20 protein-coding genes are annotated in these 20,922 nt (G+C 68.3%); 10 read left to right on the plus strand and 10 right to left on the minus strand.

Annotated features, from left to right (window positions below; genetic code table 11):
* Positions 1 to 9 precede the first annotated feature (9 nt).
* The 4 genes from ffh to ABD301_RS17145 form a co-directional block, all read right to left on the minus strand.
* Complete coding sequence (ffh, locus tag ABD301_RS17130) at positions 10 to 1,530, minus strand: signal recognition particle protein (RefSeq protein WP_344311270.1); 1,521 nt, start codon at positions 1,528 to 1,530, stop codon at positions 10 to 12.
* Positions 1,531 to 1,932: 402 nt separating this feature from the next.
* Positions 1,933 to 4,194, minus strand: coding sequence for a [protein-PII] uridylyltransferase (locus ABD301_RS17135; protein WP_344311271.1), 2,262 nt, complete (start codon positions 4,192 to 4,194; stop codon positions 1,933 to 1,935).
* Complete coding sequence (locus ABD301_RS17140) at positions 4,181 to 4,519, minus strand: P-II family nitrogen regulator (protein WP_163571793.1); 339 nt, start codon at positions 4,517 to 4,519, stop codon at positions 4,181 to 4,183. The genes ABD301_RS17135 and ABD301_RS17140 overlap by 14 nt, the downstream gene beginning before the upstream one ends.
* The gene (locus ABD301_RS17145) at positions 4,516 to 5,883 is read right to left on the minus strand and encodes an ammonium transporter (RefSeq protein WP_344311272.1); all 1,368 of its coding nucleotides are present in this window, start codon (positions 5,881 to 5,883) and stop codon (positions 4,516 to 4,518) included. Before ABD301_RS17145 ends, ABD301_RS17140 begins: the two co-directional genes overlap by 4 nt.
* Positions 5,884 to 6,103: 220 nt before the next feature.
* Here ABD301_RS17145 and ABD301_RS17150 point away from each other — a divergent pair, with 220 nt between their 5' ends.
* The 4 genes from ABD301_RS17150 (at position 6,104) to ABD301_RS17165 (ending at position 9,846) form a co-directional block, all read left to right on the plus strand.
* Positions 6,104 to 7,150 carry a DUF2207 domain-containing protein gene (locus ABD301_RS17150; RefSeq protein WP_344311273.1) on the plus strand — a complete coding sequence of 349 codons (1,047 nt, stop codon included), beginning with the start codon at positions 6,104 to 6,106 and terminating at the stop codon, positions 7,148 to 7,150.
* 313 nt (positions 7,151 to 7,463) lie between these two features.
* Complete coding sequence (locus tag ABD301_RS17155) at positions 7,464 to 8,399, plus strand: TIGR04222 domain-containing membrane protein (protein ID WP_163571797.1); 936 nt, start codon at positions 7,464 to 7,466, stop codon at positions 8,397 to 8,399.
* 92 nt (positions 8,400 to 8,491) lie between these two features.
* Positions 8,492 to 9,310 (plus strand): MbnB/TglH/ChrH family RiPP precursor modification enzyme, encoded by an 819-nt coding sequence (locus ABD301_RS17160; RefSeq protein ID WP_344311274.1) that lies wholly within the window; start codon positions 8,492 to 8,494, stop codon positions 9,308 to 9,310.
* Complete coding sequence (locus tag ABD301_RS17165; protein WP_344311275.1) at positions 9,307 to 9,846, plus strand: SCO6045 C-terminal-like domain-containing protein; 540 nt, start codon at positions 9,307 to 9,309, stop codon at positions 9,844 to 9,846. The genes ABD301_RS17160 and ABD301_RS17165 overlap by 4 nt, the downstream gene beginning before the upstream one ends.
* Positions 9,847 to 9,885: 39 nt before the next feature.
* Here ABD301_RS17165 and ABD301_RS17170 read toward each other — a convergent pair whose 3' ends face one another.
* Genes ABD301_RS17170 through ABD301_RS17180 form a run of 3 tightly spaced genes read right to left on the minus strand, consistent with a single transcriptional unit; the run spans position 9,886 to position 13,035 of the window.
* Complete coding sequence (locus tag ABD301_RS17170) at positions 9,886 to 11,487, minus strand: ABC transporter permease (RefSeq protein ID WP_344311276.1); 1,602 nt, start codon at positions 11,485 to 11,487, stop codon at positions 9,886 to 9,888.
* Positions 11,484 to 12,398 carry an ABC transporter ATP-binding protein gene (locus ABD301_RS17175; RefSeq protein WP_344311277.1) on the minus strand — a complete coding sequence of 305 codons (915 nt, stop codon included), beginning with the start codon at positions 12,396 to 12,398 and terminating at the stop codon, positions 11,484 to 11,486. The genes ABD301_RS17170 and ABD301_RS17175 overlap by 4 nt, the downstream gene beginning before the upstream one ends.
* On the minus strand, positions 12,391 to 13,035 hold the full coding sequence (locus ABD301_RS17180; RefSeq protein WP_344311329.1) for a TetR/AcrR family transcriptional regulator: 645 nt from the start codon (positions 13,033 to 13,035) through the stop codon (positions 12,391 to 12,393). The genes ABD301_RS17175 and ABD301_RS17180 overlap by 8 nt, the downstream gene beginning before the upstream one ends.
* Positions 13,036 to 13,156: 121 nt before the next feature.
* Here ABD301_RS17180 and ABD301_RS17185 point away from each other — a divergent pair, with 121 nt between their 5' ends.
* Both ABD301_RS17185 and ABD301_RS17190 read left to right on the plus strand, forming a co-directional pair.
* Positions 13,157 to 14,107: an amidohydrolase family protein gene (locus tag ABD301_RS17185; RefSeq protein ID WP_344311278.1), complete on the plus strand. Its 951-nt coding sequence runs from the start codon at positions 13,157 to 13,159 to the stop codon at positions 14,105 to 14,107.
* Positions 14,104 to 14,691 (plus strand): TetR/AcrR family transcriptional regulator, encoded by a 588-nt coding sequence (locus ABD301_RS17190; RefSeq protein WP_344311279.1) that lies wholly within the window; start codon positions 14,104 to 14,106, stop codon positions 14,689 to 14,691. Before ABD301_RS17185 ends, ABD301_RS17190 begins: the two co-directional genes overlap by 4 nt.
* Positions 14,692 to 14,769: 78 nt before the next feature.
* Here the strand turns inward: ABD301_RS17190 and ABD301_RS17195 are convergent, their stop codons facing one another.
* From ABD301_RS17195 to ftsY, 3 genes are read right to left on the minus strand one after another with little or no spacing between them, the layout of a single operon-like run.
* Positions 14,770 to 15,567 (minus strand): exodeoxyribonuclease III, encoded by a 798-nt coding sequence (locus ABD301_RS17195; RefSeq protein WP_344311280.1) that lies wholly within the window; start codon positions 15,565 to 15,567, stop codon positions 14,770 to 14,772.
* 16 nt (positions 15,568 to 15,583) lie between these two features.
* Positions 15,584 to 16,741 (minus strand): phosphotransferase, encoded by a 1,158-nt coding sequence (locus tag ABD301_RS17200; protein WP_344311281.1) that lies wholly within the window; start codon positions 16,739 to 16,741, stop codon positions 15,584 to 15,586.
* Entirely contained in the window at positions 16,738 to 17,934 is a 1,197-nt protein-coding gene (gene ftsY / locus ABD301_RS17205) for a signal recognition particle-docking protein FtsY (RefSeq protein ID WP_163569066.1), read from the minus strand. The genes ABD301_RS17200 and ftsY overlap by 4 nt, the downstream gene beginning before the upstream one ends.
* Before the next feature lie 255 nt (positions 17,935 to 18,189).
* Between ftsY and ABD301_RS17210 the strand changes: the two genes are divergently transcribed.
* The 4 genes from ABD301_RS17210 (at position 18,190) to ABD301_RS17225 (ending at position 20,867) form a co-directional block, all read left to right on the plus strand.
* On the plus strand, positions 18,190 to 19,377 hold the full coding sequence (locus ABD301_RS17210; protein WP_344311282.1) for a glycosyltransferase: 1,188 nt from the start codon (positions 18,190 to 18,192) through the stop codon (positions 19,375 to 19,377).
* A 225-nt stretch (positions 19,378 to 19,602) separates the two neighbouring features.
* Positions 19,603 to 20,136, plus strand: coding sequence for a peptidase inhibitor family I36 protein (locus ABD301_RS17215; protein WP_344311283.1), 534 nt, complete (start codon positions 19,603 to 19,605; stop codon positions 20,134 to 20,136).
* A 42-nt stretch (positions 20,137 to 20,178) separates the two neighbouring features.
* Positions 20,179 to 20,442, plus strand: coding sequence for a hypothetical protein (locus ABD301_RS17220; protein WP_163569068.1), 264 nt, complete (start codon positions 20,179 to 20,181; stop codon positions 20,440 to 20,442).
* Positions 20,443 to 20,468: 26 nt separating this feature from the next.
* Positions 20,469 to 20,867 carry a hypothetical protein gene (locus ABD301_RS17225; protein WP_344311284.1) on the plus strand — a complete coding sequence of 133 codons (399 nt, stop codon included), beginning with the start codon at positions 20,469 to 20,471 and terminating at the stop codon, positions 20,865 to 20,867.
* The last annotated feature ends 55 nt before the right edge of the window (positions 20,868 to 20,922 follow it).

Below are 20,922 nucleotides of genomic sequence, written 5' to 3' on the forward strand. Positions count from 1 at the left end.
AACGCCGGATTACGGCTTCTTGCGGTTCTGGAGTTGGGTGAAGTCGATCTGCGGCATCTGGAAGTTCGACGGCAGGCCGCCGGTGCCGGGCGGGACCTGGCCGGGCGGGTTCGGGACGCCACCGCCGATGGCCCGACGGGTGGGCGTACGCCCGACGCCCTTGCCTTTGCGCTTGCCCTTCTGCGACTTGGTGGCGGACTTGCGCCGTCCCATGCCGGGCAGGCCCATCGCGCCACCCATCTGCTTCATCATCTTGCGTGCCTCGAAAAACCGGTCCACCAGCTGGTTCACGTCGGTCACCGTGACACCGGAGCCGTTCGCGATGCGCAGCCGGCGGGAGCCGTTGATCATCTTCGGATCGGCCCGCTCGGCCGGCGTCATGCCGCGGATGATCGCCTGCACTCGGTCCAGGTGCTTCTCGTCCAGGTCAGCCAGCTGGTCCTTCAGCTGGCCGGCGCCGGGCAGCATGCCGAGCAGGTTGCCCAGTGGGCCGAGCTTGCGGACCGCGAGCATCTGCTCCAGGAAGTCCTCGAGGGTGAACTCGTCGCCGCCAGTCAGCTTGGCGGCCATCTTTTGCTGCTGATCGGCGTCAAACGCCGTCTCGGCCTGCTCGATCAGGGTGAGCACGTCACCCATGCCCAGGATGCGGGACGCCATCCGGTCCGGGTGGAAGACGTCGAAGTCCTCCAGTTTTTCGCCGGTGGACGCGAACATGATCGGCTGGCCGGTGACGTGGCGTACGGACAGCGCGGCACCACCGCGGGCGTCACCGTCCAGCTTGGACAGCACGACGCCGCTGAAGCCGACGCCGTCGCGGAAGGCCTCGGCCGTACGCACCGCGTCCTGACCGATCATCGCGTCCACCACGAAAAGCGTCTCGTCTGGCGAGACGGCATCGCGGATGCCGGCGGCCTGCGCCATCAGCTCCTCGTCGATGCCGAGGCGACCGGCGGTGTCGACGATGACGATGTCACGCATGGTGCGCCGGGCGTGCTCGATCGAGTCGCGGGCCACCTGGATCGGGTCGCCCACGCCGCTGCCAGGCTGTGGTGCGTACACCTCGACGCCGGCCCGCTCACCGACCACCTGCAGCTGCTGCACGGCGTTCGGGCGCTGCAGGTCGGCGGCGACCAGCAGCGGCTGGTGGCCGGCTTTGCGCAGCCACAGGCCCAACTTGCCGGCGAGGGTCGTCTTGCCGGCGCCCTGCAGACCGGCGAGCATGATCACGGTCGGCGGGTTCTTGGCGAACTGCAGCCGCCGGGTCTCGCCGCCGAGGATGCCGATGAGCTCCTCGTTGACGATCTTGATGACCTGCTGCGCCGGGTTCAGCGCCTGGGCGACCTCGGAACCGGTCGCGCGCTCCTTGATGGCCGCGATGAAGGCCTTGACCACCGGCAGTGCGACATCGGCCTCCAGCAGCGCGATCCGGATCTCCCGCGCCGTACGGTCGATGTCAGCTTCGGAGAGCCGGCCTTTGGAGCGCAGCGAGGAGAAGACGTTGGCGAGCCGGTCGGAAAGTGTGTCGAACACGTGGCAGCAGTCCTCAGGTGGCGATTTGGGGTAGCCCCACCAGACTAACGAGTCCCGCCCGCCGATGTCCGCCAGCCGTGGGTCGCCGTCGACGAACTGTCGAGTGCGCTCAACCTGGATCCACCAAAATACCCGGGTGTGCGACAGATTTGTAGGTGCTTGAGGAGTACTGGCCGATGGGGTCGGGGTGCTGACTGTGGGACTTTGGCCCGCTCTCAGCGTCGAGTGCGGGATTTGTTCTGCGCTCGAGGATCCGGCTGTGAGTGTTGTGACTCCTGGGCCCCTGCGGTGCCAGGCTGGTCGTACGCGGCAGCGGCCTGGACATGCTCGCGCTGCGGCAGGACGCGTTGCGCTTCGCGCGACAACTCGCCGGATGGGGACGCTTCGGCATCTCGGGTTTGGTTAGGCGGTCGGGTCGGCGGCGGCGAGGACGGCCTTTTCGACCGGTTCGCGGCTGGCCGCGTCGGCGTACGGGCCCTCCAGGTAGAAGGCGTCCACCGCGTCCACGCCCAGCGTGGACACGCGGGCCCGTTCGACTTTCGCGCCGACGCTTTCCAGCGCGGCGGTGACCCGGTAAAGCAGGCCAGGCGAGTCGGCGGCGCGCAGCTCCAGCACCGAGCCGGCACTCGCGGCGCCGGCCACCCACACCACTCGCGGCGGCGGAGGCTGCCGGGCGGCGGGATTCGTCGGCCGGTACGAGCGGCGCATCGCGGCGATCCGGCCGGACACGTCCAGCTCGCCGCGGACCGCCCGGCGCAGCTCCCCGGACAGCAGGGTGGCGTCCGGCCACGAGCCGAACCGGGGCTGCGCGACCAGCACGACGACGGCCATCCCGGCGACCGTACGGGCATCGGCCGACAGGACCTGCAGCCGGTGCACGGTCAGCACGCCGGCGGCCGCGGCGAGCAGCCCACGGGCGTCCGGTCCGACGACGGTGACCGCACTGTCGTCGACCCACACGGCCAGCTCGCCGGAGTCGGCGAGCGCGATCAGGGACGAGTTCAGCGGCGGCGCTTCGGGCAGCTCACCAGCGCCGATCAACGCGTGCGTACGCTCCACCAGCGTCGCCACCAAGCCGGCGCGCCAGTCCGTCCACACGGCCGCACCGGTGGCCACCGAGTCCGCTTCGGTCAGCGCGTGCAGCAGGTCCAGCACCGAACGGTCGCCGCGGACGGCGGAAGCGGCCGTCTGGATGGTCACCGGGTCGTCGAGGTCCCGCCGGGTAGCGATTTGGGCCAGCGTGAGGTGCCGCAGCACGAGCGTACGCACAACTTCGACGTCCTCGTCGACGAAACCCATCCGGTGGGCGCAGTCGGCCGCGATGGGCGCGCCGAGCACGCTGTGGTCGCCATCCAAACCCTTGCCGATGTCGTGCAGCAGCGAGCCGACCAACAGCAGGTCGGGTCGGGACACTCGGCGGGTGTGCCGGGCCGCTTCGGCGGCGGTTTCCACCAGGTGCCGATCCACGGTGAATCGGTGGATCGGGTTGCGCTGCGGCAGTGACCGGACCCGGCTCCACTCCGGCAGCCACCGCTCGACCAGCCCGTACCGGTCGCAGGCCTCCCACACCGGGACAGCCGCGTCCCCGGTTCCCAGCAATGTCACCAAAGTCTGCCGCGCCGCCGATGGCCACGGCACCGCCAAGGTGGCCGGCGAACGGGCCAGCCGGGCCAGCGTGTGGGAGCTGATCGGCAGCCGCGCGGTGGCGGCGGCCGCGGCGACCCGCAGCGGCAGCAGCGAGTCGGTGTCCGGCGACGCCTCCCGGGCCAGCACCACCTCGCCGTCCTGTTCGACCACGCCGTCGGCCAGCGGCCGGCGATCTGGGCCGCGGCGGCGCAGCACGCTGGTGCGGCGCTGGCCGGCGGTCCATCGCTCGACCGCCAGCCAGCAGGTGTCCGCCGCGTACGCGATGCTCCGGGCGTCGTCGGCGACCCTGCGCAACAGCGCGTCGGTGCCGTCCAACCCCAGCCGCTCGGCGACGGTTTCCTGTTCCTGCAAACGCAAAGTGTCCTTGCCGCGGCCGGTGGCCTCGTGCAGCGCCTGGCGCACGTCGAGCATGCGCTGGTACGCGTCGCGGGCGGCCACCGACGGGCCCTGCGCCACCTGCGCGTAGCCGGCGCCACGGATCGCCAGCTGGTCCCGCAGCCCGCCGCGCGCCTCTTTCAGGTCTCCCTCAAGCAAAAACGCGAGCTCACCAAAACTTTCCCAGCGCTGCAGCGTCGATTCGCGCAACGCGGTCAGGTTTTTGGCCGCGTTGGCGCGCCACGCCTCCCGTAACCGGCCGCCAAAGGCGTCCGCGAGGGCCTGGTCGCCGGCCACGTACCGGGCGTCCAGCATGCCCAACGCGGCTCGTACGTCCTCACCGGCCACCTTGGTGGCTTGTTTGAGCGTACGGACGGAGTGGTCCAGGCTGATGCCCGAATCCCAGATGGGATACCAAAGCTGGTCGGCGATGGTGGCCACTGTGGACAGTCCATCATGGACCAGCACCAAGTCGACATCACTGCCCGGCACGCACTCGTACCGGCCGAGGCTGCCAACCGCCACCAGGGCGAGGCCGGGCACGTCCGGCAGCAGCCCGGCGAGCCACCAGTCCAGCCGGCCGGCGATCGCCCGCCGGCCGGCTGGACTGATGTCCTCGCCCTCCAGGTCAGAGGGCTTCAAAATCCCGCTCTCCGGTGCGTACGCGCACCACTTGCTCGACGGTGGTGACCCACACCTTGCCGTCGCCGATCTTGCCGGTCCGGGCGGCGGCCACGATCGCCTCCACCACCTTGTCCGACTCGTCGGCCTCGACCAGCACCTCGATCCGTACCTTGGGCACGAAGTCGACGGTGTATTCGGCGCCGCGGTAGATCTCGGTGTGGCCCTTCTGCCGCCCGTACCCCTGCACCTCGGACACCGTCAGGCCATTCACCCCGAGCGCGGCCAGGGCGTCCTTCACGTCGTCCAGCCGGAACGGCTTGACGACCGCGGTCACCAGTCTCACGACTCCTCCTTCCCGGCTCCCACCGGCTCGGCCGGCGTGGCCTTGGCAGGCGCGGCCACGTGGGCGGAGTTGAGCCGGCCCGCCGCGAGGCCACCGCCGGTCACGAAGAACTCGTACGCCGACTCGGCATGCGAGGTGGTGTCGATGCCGGTCTGCTCATCCTCTTCGCTGATCCGGAACCCGATCGTCTTGTCGATGACCTTGCCGATGATCCAGCTCAGTATGAACGAATACGCCAGCACCGCGACCACGGCGATGGTCTGTTTACCCAGCTGGGCGAGGCCGCCGCCGTAGAACAGGCCGGAGGGGCCGTCCCCGTTCTTCAGGATGCCGGTCACCGCGGAGGTGGCCAGGAAACCGATGATCAGCGAGCCGACGATACCGCCGACCAGGTGCACGCCGACCACGTCGAGCGAGTCGTCGAAGCCGAGCTTGTACTTGAGACCGACGGCCCAGGCGCAGATCGCGCCGGCCGCGATGCCGACCACGATGGCCCCGATCGGGCTGACAGAGGCACACGCCGGGGTGATGGCCACCAGACCGGCCACCGCTCCGGACGCGGCGCCGAGGGTCGTCGCCTTTCCGTCCCGCAGTTTCTCCACCACGAGCCACGCCAGCAACGCGGCGGCGGTCGCCACCTGGGTGTTGACGAAGGCCACCGCGGCCTGGCCGTTGGCCGCCACCGCGGAGCCGGCGTTGAAACCGAACCAGCCAAACCACAACAGGCCAGCGCCCAGCAGCACCAGCGGCAAGTTGTGCGGTTTGAACTTCTCCTTCGGCCAGCCGTGGCGTTTTCCGAGCACCAGGGCCAAAGCGAGGCCAGCGGCACCGGCGTCGATGTGGACGGCCGTGCCACCGGCGAAGTCCAGCGCGCCGAGCCGGTCACCGATCCAGCCGCCATGCCCGTTGTCGAACATGAAAACCCAGTGGGCGATGGGAAAATAGACCACCGTGACCCAGATGCCGACGAACAGCATCCAGGCGCCGAACTTGGCCCGGTCGGCGATGGCGCCGGAGATCAGGGCCGGGGTGATGATGGCGAACATCAGCTGGAACGCCGAGAACACCAGCAGCGGGATCGTTCCGGACGTGGCGGTCAGCGTCAGGTTGTTCAACCCGACGTACTTCAGGTTCCCGATCAGCCCCCCGAACGCGTCCGGGCCGAAGCTCAACGAGAACCCGTACAGAACCCACAGAACGCTGACTAGTCCAATCGTCGCGAAGTTCATCAGCAGCATGTTCAGTACGCTTTTGACGCGTACCATTCCGCCGTAGAAAAACGCCAATCCGGGCGTCATCAACAGCACCAGTGCAGAGCTGGCCAGCAGCCAGGCGGTGTCGCCAGAGTCAATCTTCACGGGCATCCTCCTCTGTCCAGCAGGGTGGCGGGTGGCTGTTTCGGCGCCGGAACATTGCCATTTCGTTGATGTTCCGCAATGTTTCGATCGTGTAACCGGACCGGTGCGCGCTCGACAAATCACCGCAAGTAATCACCGGTGCCCGAAGGGGACGCCCTGCCAGGCGTCCGGCCCGGCTCGGCCCGATCGCCGGCTTTTCGGACGTATCGCTTGCAGACTCGGCGTAATGGAGCTTGCACCCGAGTTGACCGCGACCGTCGGCATGCTGTCCGGCGTGATCACCGTCCTGGGTCTGGTCACGGCGGTGGGGTTGGTCACAGCGTCGATCGGGTGGCGGATCGGTCGATGGATGCGGGTGAACAAGACCAGTCGGGTGCCCGCGCGGCTGCCCCTGGATGCCACCGCGTACCTGCGGGGCGGGGTGCCGGCCGCGGTGCTCACATCGATGACGTATCTCTACGTCACTGGAACCGTCACCTCCGGGCGAAACCCGCAGCCGGTCCCGAGCGGCTCGGGGTCGCCGGCCGGGGTGATCGGGCGGCTGGCGGCCTTCACCAGACGCGTGCTGCCCACCCAGCCCAGAACAGCCGACGGCCTGGTCGTGGTCGGACCGATGCCGGCCCGGTCCACCCAGCTGGACGCCGCCGTATGCGCCGAGCTGAGCCGGCGGCCGGGCCTGCGCTACGGCGAGCTCGCGGGCGCTCCGAGCGTACGAGCAGCCGCCGAGGCCGTACGCGAACGGCTGCGGGTCGAAGGCGCCTTCCCGTCCGGAGTCACCCGCCTGGTCCGGATTTCTGGCCAGCTGGTCGCGGTGGCGATCGGCGTCTGCGGGCTGTCTCTGGGCCTTTTCAGCATGTCCGGCCGGTCCCCCGGCGGCGAGCTGTCGGCCTTCCTGCTGGTGGGCGTCGGCGTGTGCACCTACGTACTGGTCGGCCGCACTATCCAGGACAAGCAGCTGTCAATCCGCGCGGAGGCGGCGCTGAAACAGTTACGTAAGGGCATTCCACCCCGCATGAAAGCCACCGCCTGGCCCACCATCGGCGCGCCAGCCGCGGGCCTGATCGTCGCGCTCTACGGCGGTGACGCCATCTGGAAGTCCGATCCGGACTTCGCCGCGGCCGCCGGCGTACCCGTACCGTCCAGCGGCAACTCCAGCTCCGATTCTGGCGGCGGCGATTCGTCCTCTTTCTCGTGTGGTGGCGGGCCTTCGTGTGGTGGCGCCTCCTGCGGCAGCTCTTCGGCTGGCGGCTCTTCATGCGGTAGCAGCAACTGACGTTTCGGTCCCGGGATGACCGTCCGTTTTGTCAGTGCCAACTGGAATCCTCGAGTTCGGGGGCGACATTTTCCGATCAGCCGGTGCTCGCCGATTCAGTCAGTGCCACCTGGCAGGCTGGATTTCGGGGGCGGCATTTTCGGCGGCTCCGGAATTTTGCCGCCCCCGAATTCGAGGATCCGCTCAGGCAACGACATTTTCGGCGACTCGCGGGTAAGGCGGCGGATCGGACATCAAAGACATCGACCTCCGGGCTGGCGTTCGTACGCCACACTGGCCTGACCATTGGCTGACACTGCGGGGGCGGTGACACATGGAACCGACGACCATCGCCGAGAGCGGCGACACCTGGGGCATCTCCGGGCCGGCGTTCCTCGGCATCTATCTGGCTCTTATGGCCGCGGCGACAGTGCTGTGGCTGATTAGTTGGGCGGCGATGAGGGGCCGCCGGAGCAGGTTCGACATGCCTGCCCTGCACCCCGCCGAGGCCGCTCTGGTGTTCGGCGACGTGAACCTCGCGGTGATGGCCGCAGTGGCGTTCCTGCGCGCCGAGGGAGCCCTCAGCGCGGCGGACGACCGGCGCGGCCTGAAGATCACCGGCCCGCAACCGGCTGGCAGCGGGCCGCTGGAAGTCGCCGTCTACCGGGCGATTTGGGCCGGTGCGAACAGGTCGCTGGTAGTCGTACGGTGGGACCGCGGCGTCGCCGACGTGCTCAGGTCGATGATCGCCGACCTCACCGAGCGCGGGTTCCGCTATCGGCCGTCGCGGGTCGCCGTGCGTACGCTCACGGTTCTCTGGTTCGTCCCGGTCATCGGGCTCGGGGTGATCCGGTTGGTGGTTGGCTCGATCGGCGGCAAGCCGACCGGTTTCCTGATCGCCATGCTCGCGATCAGCGGGGTCTTCGCGCTGTTCGCGACCATGCTGTCGATGAAACATCCACGCCAGACGCCGGCGGCGCGGGCCGCCCGGAAACAGTTGGCCGACCAGGTACGCCAGCAGCGCGGCGACTCGTCGTGGGCGATGGTCGGCGGAGTCTCCGCGGCGATGACCGTAGCGGTGCTCGGCGCGGTCGCCTTCTGGGCCGCCGACCCAGAACTGGCGGCCGCTGCCGCCGTGATGGCACCGGGCACGTCTGGTGGAGGCAGTTTCTGGAGCGGCGACTCCTCGTCCGGCTCCAGCTGCGGCGGAAGCAGTTCATCGTGTGGCGGCGGAGGCGGCTGTGGTGGAGGCGGCGGCTGCGGCGGTTAACGACCGTTTGGGCCTTGAGGCTCTTATGACTGACGATTTGAGCGACCGGCAGACGCTGCCCGAGCGACGGCCCAAGTGACAGGATTTCGGCTATGACGCTGTTGGCGGGGCGAGGGCTGGGCATCGGCTGGCGCCCGGAAATCCATTCGTACGTGGCGGGCCTGCCGGGACTGCGATGGTGCGAGGTGATCGCCGAGTCGGCGCAGCACTCGGTGCCGGCCGGGCTGGACAGCCTCATCGCGCGTGGAGTGGCTGTGGTGGCGCACGGCACCCGGCTGTCACTGGGCGGCGCCGAGCCGCTCCAGCCCGGCCGCGTCGCCGGGCTCGCGAAGGCCGCCGAACTGCTCGGGTCCCCGCTGGTCAGCGAGCACATCGCGTACGTACGAGCAGATGGCACCGAAGCCGGGCACCTGCTGCCGATCCCGCGCAGCCGGGACGCGCTGGACGTGCTGGTCGACAATGTGAAACAAGTGCAAGCTGAGCTGCCGGTGCCGATCGCGCTGGAACCGATCGCCGCCCTGCTGGAATGGCCGAACCAGCAGTTCACCGAGCCGCAGTTCCTCACCGAGCTCCTCGATCGTACGAACGCGTATCTGCTGCTTGACATCGCGAATCTCTATGCCAACGCCCGAAACCACGGTCGCGACACGCTCGCCGAGCTGGCTGAGCTGCCACTGGACCGAGTCGCGTACTGCCACGTCGCCGGCGGCTCCGAGAGCGCTGGGCTCTACCACGACACGCACACCGACCCGACCCCGCCGGAGGTGCTGGAGTTGGTCGCCACGGTGGCCCGCCGCGCGTCGCCGCCGGCGATGATGCTGGAACGGGACGGCAACTACCCGCCCGCCGTCGAGCTGACCGCCGAGCTGGACTCGATCGCCGACGCGGCCGGCTGGGACCGCATCACGTGAGCGCCCAACCAGACGCTCCGCAGGGCCGGCAGCAGGCGGAGGCGCGAGCCCGGCTCGCGGCCGGTCAGCGGGATCTCGTCCAAGCGCTGGTGGCTGGCGCTCCGGTACCAGCCGGCTTCGACGCGACCCGGGTCCAAGCCACCGCGAAGGCGCTGATTTCCAAGCGGGCCGGCGAAGTACGGGCCGCTTGGCCGCGGCTCGCGGTCAGTCTCGGCCCCGACTACCGGCGGCTCTTCGGCGAGTGGGCCGCCGACCGGCCGCCGCTGGGCTCGATGGTCGACGGCTACCTCTTCGCCACCGCCCTCGCCGACGACGGTCTTGCTGGCACCGGTTCTGCTGGCAGCGGCGGTCTGCCGGCACTGGCCGCTGGCGAGCTGGCGGACGTACGAGCGTGCCTGCGACTGACCGCCGACCACCACCTGCACCGCCGGTCGGCCCTGGGCATCGGCCGATCCCCTGTCGCTTCCGACGACGGCGGCGGCACGGCCATCACCTACGCCTTCCGCGGCCGCATCCTCCGCCGCCGCCCGCACTGACCGCATCTCGCCCGTCTCCCACCACGGACGCCGTCCTTGTTAAGTGAGGAGGTCGCGGCGGCGCCAGCCGGTGAGGCCGATGGCGACGAGTACGGCGGCGATCAGGGTCAGCCAGAGCAGGTTCAGCGGCGCGAGGCCGCTGGAGATCAGCACGTCGGGGGTGGCCGCGTACGGGGACAGGTACGACGGGTTGTCGATCACCTTGAATTCAGCGAGCAGGTCGACCAGCAGGAACAGGCCGAGCACCGTCCAGGTGAGGGTCGCGGCGAGCCGCGGGAGCAGGCCGAACAGGGCCACCGCGAGCCCGACCAGCACCCAGGTGGCCGGCACGTACGCCAACGTCGACAGGATCACCCGCGGCAGCTGGTGCCCGAGGTCGCCGCCGGTCAGGCCGGAGCCGAGCCCGGCGCCGACCCCGAGTGCGAGCAGCGCGATCACTGGGCTGGCGAGCGCGACGACCAGGTGCCCGGTCGCCCACCGCAGCCGGCTGACCGGTCCGGCCAGCAGCGGCTCGGCGCGGCCGGCGACCTCCTCCGAGCGCGGCCGGAGCGCGGCCACGATCGCCACCGCGGTGACGATTTGGCTGATCACGTAAAGCAGAACTCCGAAGAAAACGTCCGAGATCTGGGCGCCCGGGCCGCCGACGGCGATCGCGTACGCCCGGATCTGCGGAGTGTCGAGCTGCGCGTTCAGGCCGTCCGCGGCGAACCCCAACAACAGCCCGACCACCACGAAACTGACGGTCCAGCCGATCAGCTGCGGCCGGTGCAGCCGCCACGCCAACGCGGCCGATCCAGTCAGCCAGCGGGACGCGGCTGGCCGGCCGGGCCGGGTCGGCAGCAGCCCGCCGGCCACATCCCGGCGGACCGAGAGTGCGTACGCGCAAACCGCCAGCACGGCCGTACCGATCCCCAGCAGGCTCAGCACCCACCACTCGTCGCCGGCATAGGCCCTGGTCAGCCGTGCCCACCCGATCGGGGTCACCCAGGCCAGCCAGGACAGCGCCGAGCCACCGATGTCCGCCAGTCCACGCAGGACGTACAACCCGCCCATCACCGCGAGCGCGAGGGCACGGGCGGTGCCGGCGCTTTCGGAGACCTGGCCGGCGATGCCGGCCAGGGCCGCCAGCACCCAGCCGCCGCCGGCCATCGACAGGCCGAAAACGAGAGACCCGCCAACTGGCAGCCCGACCGCGATCAGCGCGAGCGCGGACAGCAGCCCGAGGGCCAGGTTGGCGGCCAGCACCACGGTCAAGGCCGCGGTCAGCGCGGCGTGCCGGCCCACCGCCGCGGCCCCCACCAGCTCACGCCGACCGGCTTCCTCCTCGACCCGGGTGTGCCGGATGACGAGCAGGATGCTGATCAGGCCACCGAGAATCATCGTGGAGGAGCCGAGCGTCCACGCGGTGAGACCGCCGACGCTCGCGGAATAGATCGTGCCGCGGGAAAACAGCTGCGCTGGGCTGGCCATCGCACCGGCCGCGAAAGTCATCCGGTCCGCCGCGGTTTTGTAGACGTCCGCGGTACTGACCGCTATTCCCATACACAGCAACGCGGAAAGCACGATCCAGACCGGCAGCAGGATCCGGTCCCGGCGCATGATCAGTCGTACCAACGTGCCGGTGCCGGCGAGCGCGTTCATCGGACCGCCGCCTTTTCGCCAGCCGGCGAGCTGGTTTGGTAGTGCCGCAGGAAAAGTTCCTCCAGCGTCGGTGGCTGGCTGGTCAGGCCGCGAACACCGACCGCGGTCAGCCGTACGAGCAGTTCGTCCAGCGCGGCGGTGTCCACATGGCACCGCAGCCGGGTGCCGTCCACGTGGATGTCATGCACGCCAACCACATCCCCGAGCGCCGGCACCGGTCCGGCCAGCTCCGCGGTGACCGACGTACGGGTCAGATGCCGCAGCTCGGCCAGCGTGCCGGTCTCGACCGTACGGCCGGCCCGGATAATGCTGACCCGGTCGCAAAGCGTCTCCACCTCGGACAGGATGTGACTGGAAAGCACCACCGTCCGGTCCCGCTGGCGCTCTTCTTCGATGCACTGGTTGAAAACCGCCTCCATCAACGGGTCCAGCCCGGAGGTCGGCTCGTCCAGGATCAGCAGGTCCACATCGGACGCGAGGGCCGCGACCAGCGCCACCTTCTGCCGGTTTCCCTTGGAATACGTACGACATTTCTTGGCTGGGTCGAGTTCGAACCGCTCGATCAGGGCGGCCCGCCGGCTCGGGTCGACGCCGCCGCGGAGCCGGCCGAGCAGGTCGATCACCTCACCGCCGGACAGCGTCGGCCACAATGTCACGTCACCCGGCACATAAGCGAGCCGCCGGTGGAGTTCGGTCGCGTCCCGCCACGGGTCACCACCGAGCAGCTCGACTTTCCCGGCGGTGGCACGCATAAGACCGAGCAGAATGCGGATAGTGGTGGTCTTTCCCGCGCCGTTCGGGCCGAGGAAACCGTGCACTTCCCCGGTGCGTACGGACAGATCCAAGCCATCCAGCGCGCGGGTACGGCCGAATGTCTTGACAAGGCCGCTGATGCTGACAGCCTCATTCATCGTCTTGCTCCTTGGTCCCGTTTTCCTGTTGATAGCGGTCTATTCCGGCACGCGCCAGGTCGGCCATCTCCGGTCCGACCAAGGCCGGCGACACCACATCGAGGCTGGCCTGGCCGACCCGGGCGGTGGTGGCCGGACCGAAGGCCTCGTCGCCGAGCGCCCGCGCGACATGCCCGTGCAGGACGGTGATGCCGAGTTTCATGGCGGTGAAAACCACCGCTTGCGCACGAAGGTCGCCGGGCGGCAGTTGCCCGTACGTCTTCAGGTATTGCTCGGTCATGTCGACCATCTCGTCGAACATCGCGGCCGCGGCCGGCGATCCCTCGACCAGCGCCCGCCCCAGGTAGGTCATCACTGGCGGCGCGGTCGCGTAAGTGGACGCGAGGAACCGCGGGTCGTCCAGGCCGCGCTCGTCGACCGCTTCGGTGGCCGCGCCGCGGATGTATTCCATGACGTACGCATCGCACGCCTCTCGAAGTTGTTCCTTGGAGCCGAAGTGGTGCTGCACCAGGGCCGGCGAGACGCCCGCTGCCTCGGCTACTCCACGAATCGTGGTGCCCTTGACTCCCTTGTCGGCGAACTGCCGCAGGGCCGCGTTGCGGATCCGGGCCCGCGCTGTCAGGTCATCCTCATTCATTGAACGCACGAACAGCAGACTATACGACCGTACAGCGGCTTGTACGGATGTATAGCTATGAATGTGTTAAGGTGGTGGTCGACCACCAGTTGATGGTTGACCAACATCATGGAGGTTCGACATGCGGACCATCGCGCTCGAAGAGCACTACGTCACGCCGGAATACATGGCCAGCGAGGGCCGCTGGCTGGAGCCATACCAGCAGGTGGTCAGGCCATTGCTGGACCTCGGAGCGGGCCGGATCGCGGCGATGGACGCCGGCGGTGTCGACCTCGCCGTGCTGTCCCTGACCGCCCCCGGCGTCGAGCAGCTCGCCTCCGAAGAGGCCATCACGCTGGCCAGGAGCGGCAACGACACGCTCGCCGCGGCGGTACGAGCGAACCCGACCCGGCTGGCCGGCTTCGCCACCATCGCGACCGCGGCGCCGGCTCAGGCCGCCGACGAGCTGTCCCGGGCCGTCGGCGAGCTGGGGTTCGCCGGCGCGATCATCAACGGCCACAGCCGTGGCCGCTACCTGGACGACCCGTACTTCCGGCCCATCCTGGAACGCGCGGTCAGCCTGAGCGTGCCGATCTACCTGCACCCGACTCCGCCACCGACGGCCGTCACGGAGGCCATTTACGGCGGCTTCTCCGCCGATATCTCGTTCTCGCTGTCCACCACGGGCTGGGGATGGCATATCGACACCGCATTGCACGTCTTGCGGTTGATCGTCAGCGGAGTTTTCGACCGGTATCCGACTCTTCAGGTCATCGTTGGCCACATGGGCGAGACACTGCCCTTCATGTTGCCGCGTTTCGACGTGGCTTTCGCGCAGCGAATGAGCCGCCTGGAGCTGCCGGTCAGCGGTTATCTGCGCAGGAATATCAGCTACACGTTCTCCGGTTTCAACGAGCGGCCGACTTTTGACATCCTGCTGGCCCAAATGGGCGTCGACCGCATCATGTTCTCCACCGACTACCCGTACGGGTCAATGGCCACCGCCACCGAATTCCTCGCCGGTTTGCCACTGGACGAGGCCAGCCGGGAAAGCATCGCCTTTGGCAACGCCGAAAAGCTCATGAAACTGTGACTGGGCAACCGATCGGCCGCAGAGAGCGAAAGAAGGCGCAAACCCGCGACGCGATCCAACAACACGCGCTGCGGCTTTTCACCGAGCGCGGGTACGACGCGACCACGCTCGCCGAGATCGCGGAGGCCGCCGACGTGTCGGAGACGACCCTCCTGCGATATTTCCCCACCAAACAGAGCTTGGTTCTGTGGGACGACTTCGGCACTGGCATCGCCGCGGTTTTCCGGGCGCAGCCCACCGATCTACGTCCGGTGAGCGCCTTGCGGGCCACCTTCCACCAGGTGTTCGGCGCGGCGATCACGCAGACCCAGCGAGCGGACGTACGAGCCCGGGTCGCATTGCTGCTTTCGGCGCCACCGCTGCGATCCCTGCTGCTGGACGAACTGCACGGACCGGCCCAACTGATGCGCGAGCTGATCGCCGAACGCACCGGGGCCGAACCGGACGATCTGCCGACCCGTACGCTCGTCGGCGCTGTCATCGGCGTCTCGCTGTCCGCGCTCTTCGCCGCCGAACGAGATCCGTCCGCCGACATCCTTACTCTCCTGGACGACGCGATGGGCGAGCTCGAGCGTCTCGTCTGAAAGACTTTTCTATCGCTGCAAAGCCCACCGAAACGCTGCACCGTCGCCGACGGGACGCCAGGCCTGCACCCAGCCTGATTAGAGATCCAGGTCGACCACGACTGGCGCGTGGTCGGACGGCGATTTTCCTTTGCGGGCCTCACGGTCGACGTACGCGTCGGTGACCGCGGTCGCGAAGGGTTTGTTGCCCAGCACCAAATCGATCCGCATGCCGCGGTTCTTCGGGAACGCCAGCTGCCGGTAGTCCCAGTAGCTGAACGGCTGGTCGTACTTCAGCGGCCGTGGCAGCACGTCCTGCAAACCGGTGCCCTGCAACGCCGCCAGCGCTTCCCGCTCGGGAGCGGTCACGTGCGTCATGCCCTCGTACGCCGACGGGTCCCACAGGTCGGCGTCGGTCGGCGCGATGTTGAAGTCACCCAGCACCGCGTACGGCCGCTCCCCCGCGGCGTCCTGGACCGAAGCCGCGCGCAGGGCGTCCAGCCACTTCAGTTTGTAGAAATAGTGCGGATGTTCGACCTCGCGGCCATTGGGGACATACACCGACCACACCCGGACCGGCCCACAGGTGGCGGCGATCGCGCGCGGCTCCCTGACCTCGATCATCGAGTCCTCGGCCTGAAAACCCGGCTGATCCGGCAGATCTCTGACGACGTCCTCGAAGCCGACCTTGGACAGGATCGCGACGCCGTTCCACCGTCCGGTGCCGTGCGCCTGCGCCTCGTACCCGAGCTCGCGGATCTCCTCGTATGGGAAGGCATCCGTCGAGCATTTCAGCTCCTGCAGGCAAAGCACGTCTGGCTCGGCCGTGCCCAGCCAGGCCAGCACCTGCGGCAGCCGGACCACGACCGAGTTCACATTCCAGGTAGCGACACGCATGCCCAGATGCTAACCGTCAGGAGCGCAGGGCGTGTTCCCAGTGGGCGCGCTCGGCGTCCAGGATGCGCAGATCGCGCATCGGGCGCCGGAGGTGGCCGCGTTGGACGATGCGTACGAACGCGGGCTCGCCGGCGGCGGCCATCCGGCGGATGCCTTCGACGTGGTCGACGATGCGGCGGCGGATGACGCGTACGAGCCGCTCGCGGTCGCGGGGGGTCAGGCCGTACGCGTCGGCGAACAGGCGCAGCCGGCGGGCTCGGTCGGGCTGTTTCCAGCCGAGGGTGGACGAGTCGCGGTCGGAGAACAGCGGGACCCAGGTCCACGCCGAATACGCCACGTCGTAGATGCGCGCGCCGGGGCTCGCGAGGTCGAAGTCGATCATCGCGAGGGTGCCGTCCGGCCGCCAGACCACGTTGTGCGGAGCCGCGTCGTGATGGCAGATGACCTCGGTGTCCGGCGGCGGCGGCCCGAAAGACCGCCAGGTCGCGCCGGCCGGCGGCACGAACCCGCGCTGCGCGTCGTGGTAGAGCCGCAGCATGGTGGCCACCGTCGTGAGCGCCTCGTCGGTGGTCCAGTGCTCGGCCAGCGGGTAGTCGCCACACTCGCCGTCCACGAAGGACAGCACTTCGCGGGACTTCTCGTCGATGCCGAGCGCGCGCGGAGCTCCCGTGTAGCCAACGGACTCCAGGTGCCGCAGCAGCGCGTGCACGGCCGGCGTCCAAGGACCGGTGGTCCGGCGGACCGTGTCGCCAACCTTGACCACCGTCGACACGTTCCCGCCATGCAGCGGGATCTCGTCGTCGTCACGCTGCTGCGACGGCGGCTGCCCGTACAAGTTGTGCGGCGGCGTCACCTGCTGAGCAATCGAGGTGTGCGGGTGTTGGTACGGCTGCGGCTGTCCGTACGGCTGTCCCTGCGGTTGCGGCTGTCCGTACGGCTGCCCTTGCGGTTGCGGCTGCCCGACCGGCGGGCCCTGCTGCGGCTGGCCAGGCGCCGCTGGATAGGGCGGCGGCGGTTGCTGCGGATACGGCGGCTGGCCGCCCGATCCCGGTGGACCGGGCTGACCGGGCTGACCAGGTTGTCCGGGTTGTCCGGGTGGCGGATACCCCGGCCAGTTGCCGGGCTGCCCACCAGGTCCGGGCTGTCCAGGCTGTCCAGGCGGCGGCTGGCTCACGCGGTTTCTCCCAGCAGCGCGTCGACGAACTGTTCGGCGTCGAAGGGCGCCAGGTCGTCCGGACCCTCACCGAGGCCCACCAGTTTGACCGGAATGCCCAGCTCGCGCTGGACCGCGATCACGATGCCACCCTTGGCCGTACCGTCCAGCTTGGTCAACACCAGCCCAGTCACGTCCACCACCTCGGTGAACACCCGCGCCTGGGCGAGGCCGTTCTGGCCGGTGGTGGCGTCCAGCACGAGCAGCGTCTCGTCCACTTCGCCATGCCGGGAAATCACCCGCTTGACCTTGCCGAGCTCGTCCATCAGACCGGTTTTGTTCTGCAGCCGGCCGGCGGTGTCGATCAGGACGGTGTCGACCTTGTCCTGGATGCCGCGTTTGACGGTGTCGAACGCCACCGCGGCGGGGTCACCGCCCTCGGGTCCACGGACCACCTCAGCGCCGACTCTGGATGCCCAGGTGGTCAGCTGGTCGGCGGCGGCGGCCCGGAACGTGTCGGCCGCCCCGAGCAGCACCGTACGGCCGTCCGCGACCAGCACCCGGGCGAGCTTTCCGCAGGTAGTGGTCTTGCCGGTGCCGTTGACGCCGACCATGAGCACGATCGCCGGACGGTCGTCGTGTGGCGTGGTGTGCAGCGTACGGTCGGTGTCCTTGCCGATCGCGGCCACCAGCTCCTCGGCCAGCAAGGCACGCAGCTCACCGACCTCGCGAGTGCCCAGCACCCGGGTCCGCTCGCGCAGCCGTTCGACGATCTCGCCGGTCGGCTTCACCCCCACGTCGGCGGTGAGCAGCGACTCCTCGATCGCTTCCCAGGCATCGTCGTCGAGATGCTCGCGGGAGAGCAGGGTGAGCAGGCCGCGGCCCAGCGTGGACTGCGAACGCGCCAGCCGGGCGCGCAGCCGTACCAACCGGCCGGCGGTCGGCTCCGGCACCTCCACGGCAGGGGGTGTCGGCAGCACCTGGGCCGGCGGCTTGGTCTCGACGACTCCAGGGCGAGGCGCGTCGGTCGTGACCGTGCCTGCTGGAACGCTGTCCGCTGGAACGCTGCCTTCTGACGCGCTGTCCGCTCCGCTGTCCAGTTGCCGGCGTTCGGCGCGGCGGCGCAACGCCGGCACGGCGTACGCGGCACCGCCGACAACGGCGGCCAGCACGATGATCGCGGCCACGACAATCGTGATGAGCACCGGGTCCATGGCGGCAATCCTCCCAGATTCCCACCACCACCCTCGTCACCGGCTCACAGAAACCGTCCAAAAACTCGACTTGGTGCGTTCCGGCAGCCCTCTACCGCAGCCCTTGGTGATGCCTGTCTAGTGGTCTGTCTGTGATGTGGGATGGTGGACTAGCACCGGACGGGATGCCGATCCACCCACATCCAGCCGAGTCAACGGCGTGACGCCGGCCTCCCATATGCTGCTATTTAAGACACCGCTACGTATCCTACGAACGTGCGCATTCTCTTCGCTTCCCAACCGTCGTATTCCCACCTCGTGCCGCTGGTGATCCCGGCCGCGCTGGCGGCCGTCCGAGCTGGCCACGACGTACGCGTCGCGTCCGGTCCGGTGGTGACCACCGAGATCACCAGCCGTGGCCTCGAGGCGACCGTCCTTCCGCATTCCATTCCGATGGGTCAGCTGATGGCCGATCCCCAGGTCCGGAAGAAGGTCGGCTTCGCGGCGGCCGGCTCCCGGCCCGGGAAAGCGACCACCGACCTGCCTCCCAGCATGTTCGCCGCCACTTTCGTCGGCGCCCTCGGCGGGCCTTTCGCCCAGGATCTGCTGAAAGTCATCGACGACTGGAAACCGGACCTCATCGTCCGCGAATCCACCGAGTTCGGCAGCTATTTGGCGGCCGAGCGCCGCGGCATCGCGCAGGCGGCGATCGACATCACGCCGATGGCGCCGTACGCGGACCCCGCGGTCCTTCAGGAAATCAACGAACAGCGTGTCGCGTTGGGCCTGGACCCCGTCGACGACCCGTGGCATCCGATGCGGAACTTCCGCGCCGGAGTGGTGCCAGAAGCCTTCTACCGGCCGGAAACTCGGCTCCCGCATGCCCATTACTACCGGCCGCCGGTGCCGTCGGACGACCGGCCGTTGGACCCGGCCATCGCCCACCTGCCCAGCGACCGGCCGCTCGTATTGGCCAGCCTCGGCTCGAACATCACCCATTTCGTTGGCGACGACGGACCGTCCATTTTAGACACCATCGTGGCAGCACTGGCCAAGCTGCCGGTCACCGCGGTGCTGGCGTTGGGCACTGGCCGTGACCCGGCGCAGTGGCAGGGTGCGCGCGCCGACAACGTGCACTTGACCTCGTTCGTCCAGCAGAACCTGATGTTGCCGGCCTGCGACGCCTTCATCACGCACGCCGGTTTCAGCGGTACGCGGGAAGCGCTGGCCGCCGGCGTACCCATGGTCACCTTGCCGATGTTCGCCGAACAGCCGGAAAACGCGGTCCGGATCGCCGAAATCGGCGCTGGCACCGGCTTCCGACTGGAAGACGTCACCGCGGATTCGTTGCGTACGGCCGTAGAACAGGTCCTCACCGACCCCACCTACCGCTCCCACGCCCGCGGCCTGCAGCGCCAGATGCTTGCCCTGCCGCCGTTGGAAGGCTTCCTCACCGACCTGTAACTCCCGCCGACGCTAGTGATTGTGGCCTAGCGAACATCTGCGCTACTGATGACAGCTGTCACTAGACGTGCCCATTCGACTGTTTTAATGTAACGAAAGTTCGTTGGCGCCCCGACTTTCTCGGCATTCTTTCGCTGCCTCGTCAACGACTCACTGTCAAAAAGCTGACGGTCGAATACTGCTGTTGGAAGGGAAGAAATGAGTTCATTGCGAAGACTTCTGGTAGTGCTCGTCGCACTTGCCGGGGTCATCGCCGGTGCGCAGGCGCCGGTAAGCGCATCGGTGAAACCCGCCATGCCCGCCAGTGTCGACACGCAGCTCCAAATGCTCAGACAGTCCGATACGACAGTGAAATTCCGTCGCGCCACCGCCGCCGACCACCAGATTCCCGGCGCCCGGGTTGCCTTGCGCCCAGCGGGATCGGCGACACCGGCGGACAACTGTTCCGGCCTTTATCTCTGCCTTTACGCCGACGCCAATGCCGGCGGCCTGGAGATCATTATTCCCCAGGGCGTGAGCATCCCCTATCTGGGAAACGCCTGCGTTGGTGGGATCTGCTACCAGTTCAACGACCGCATGACGTCCTGGGAGAATGTGAGCTCCTGGACTTACTGCTGGTATTACGACGCGAACTACACCGGGCAGCAGAGGTTCATGGAGTACTACGGATTCAACGTACGGAACGTCGCCCCCAACGACAATGACCAGGCCTCGTCGGTGCTGGCACTCGCGCCGAGCGAACAGCGAGTGACGTGCTGACTTTGGTCAAGAAAATCCCCAGAGCGAGAGGATAGCCACCCCATGACAAAGCGTTCCCTGAAAGGTGTCGTTGTCGGCGCGATGGCAGCGGCGGCCATTCTCGGCGCCGCCGCACCAGCGGCCGCGGCAACGCACGAGCCCGCCAGTCCACAGACTTTCAAGTACGTGCAGTCTTTCTTCTCATATACCTCCTGCGAATCGTACGGATACAACCACTACAACGGATACAACAACACGTGGTTCTGCACGAATGCGAGCAGCCCGGACACCTTGCCGTGGTCGCTTTTCCACGAAGACACAGCCTGACTACCACCTGGAAAGGTGATCGCATCATGAGGAAACTCGCGGCGGCCATCGCGATGATCGCGCTCGCGGTCGGGCTCGTACTGGCCGGTCCCGGCGCTGTCAGCGCTCACCCGCTGGGCTACACCAAGTGGTGGACGGGGGTCTCCACCGTCCACATCGCCGGCATCAAGTATGACCTGACCTTCACTTTGTGGCAGAACAACGACAACGGCTATTTCCACGCCGAGGCGAACGGCTATCCGGCCGGCTACGTCGGGCTTTACAACAACTCCGGCAAGCTCATTGTCGGGGCCTCGAAAGCCGTCGCATGGGCCGACATCAACACCAACGAGGCCGGCGGCACGCTGCAGGCCTGCGGCCAGGCCACCCTGCCCGCGGACAACGGCCAGGCGGGAAATCCGACCTGCAGCGGAATCGTCGTCTGAGGCCGCTGATTTCACTTTGACTGTCGTACAAAGTCCCGCACTCGACATCGAGTGC

It is taken from the genome of Fodinicola feengrottensis (genome assembly GCF_039530045.1).
Lineage (GTDB): Bacteria > Actinomycetota > Actinomycetes > Mycobacteriales > HKI-0501 > Fodinicola > Fodinicola feengrottensis.

What these genes read in the sequence shown, in the direction of transcription:
- ABD301_RS17145 (WP_344311272.1), bottom strand. Translation starts at nt 5,883, where the DNA reads ATGCCCGTGAAGATTGACTCTGGCGACACCGCCTGGCTGCTGGCCAGC.
- ABD301_RS17150 (WP_344311273.1), top strand. Translation starts at nt 6,104, where the DNA reads ATGGAGCTTGCACCCGAGTTGACCGCGACCGTCGGCATGCTGTCCGGC.
- ABD301_RS17155 (WP_163571797.1), top strand. Translation starts at nt 7,464, where the DNA reads ATGGAACCGACGACCATCGCCGAGAGCGGCGACACCTGGGGCATCTCC.
- ABD301_RS17160 (WP_344311274.1), top strand. Translation starts at nt 8,492, where the DNA reads ATGACGCTGTTGGCGGGGCGAGGGCTGGGCATCGGCTGGCGCCCGGAA.
- ABD301_RS17170 (WP_344311276.1), bottom strand. Translation starts at nt 11,487, where the DNA reads ATGAACGCGCTCGCCGGCACCGGCACGTTGGTACGACTGATCATGCGC.
- ABD301_RS17175 (WP_344311277.1), bottom strand. Translation starts at nt 12,398, where the DNA reads ATGAATGAGGCTGTCAGCATCAGCGGCCTTGTCAAGACATTCGGCCGT.
- ABD301_RS17180 (WP_344311329.1), bottom strand. Translation starts at nt 13,035, where the DNA reads ATGAATGAGGATGACCTGACAGCGCGGGCCCGGATCCGCAACGCGGCC.
- ABD301_RS17185 (WP_344311278.1), top strand. Translation starts at nt 13,157, where the DNA reads ATGCGGACCATCGCGCTCGAAGAGCACTACGTCACGCCGGAATACATG.
- ABD301_RS17195 (WP_344311280.1), bottom strand. Translation starts at nt 15,567, where the DNA reads ATGCGTGTCGCTACCTGGAATGTGAACTCGGTCGTGGTCCGGCTGCCG.
- ftsY (WP_163569066.1), bottom strand. Translation starts at nt 17,934, where the DNA reads ATGGACCCGGTGCTCATCACGATTGTCGTGGCCGCGATCATCGTGCTG.
- ABD301_RS17220 (WP_163569068.1), top strand. Translation starts at nt 20,179, where the DNA reads ATGACAAAGCGTTCCCTGAAAGGTGTCGTTGTCGGCGCGATGGCAGCG.
- ABD301_RS17225 (WP_344311284.1), top strand. Translation starts at nt 20,469, where the DNA reads ATGAGGAAACTCGCGGCGGCCATCGCGATGATCGCGCTCGCGGTCGGG.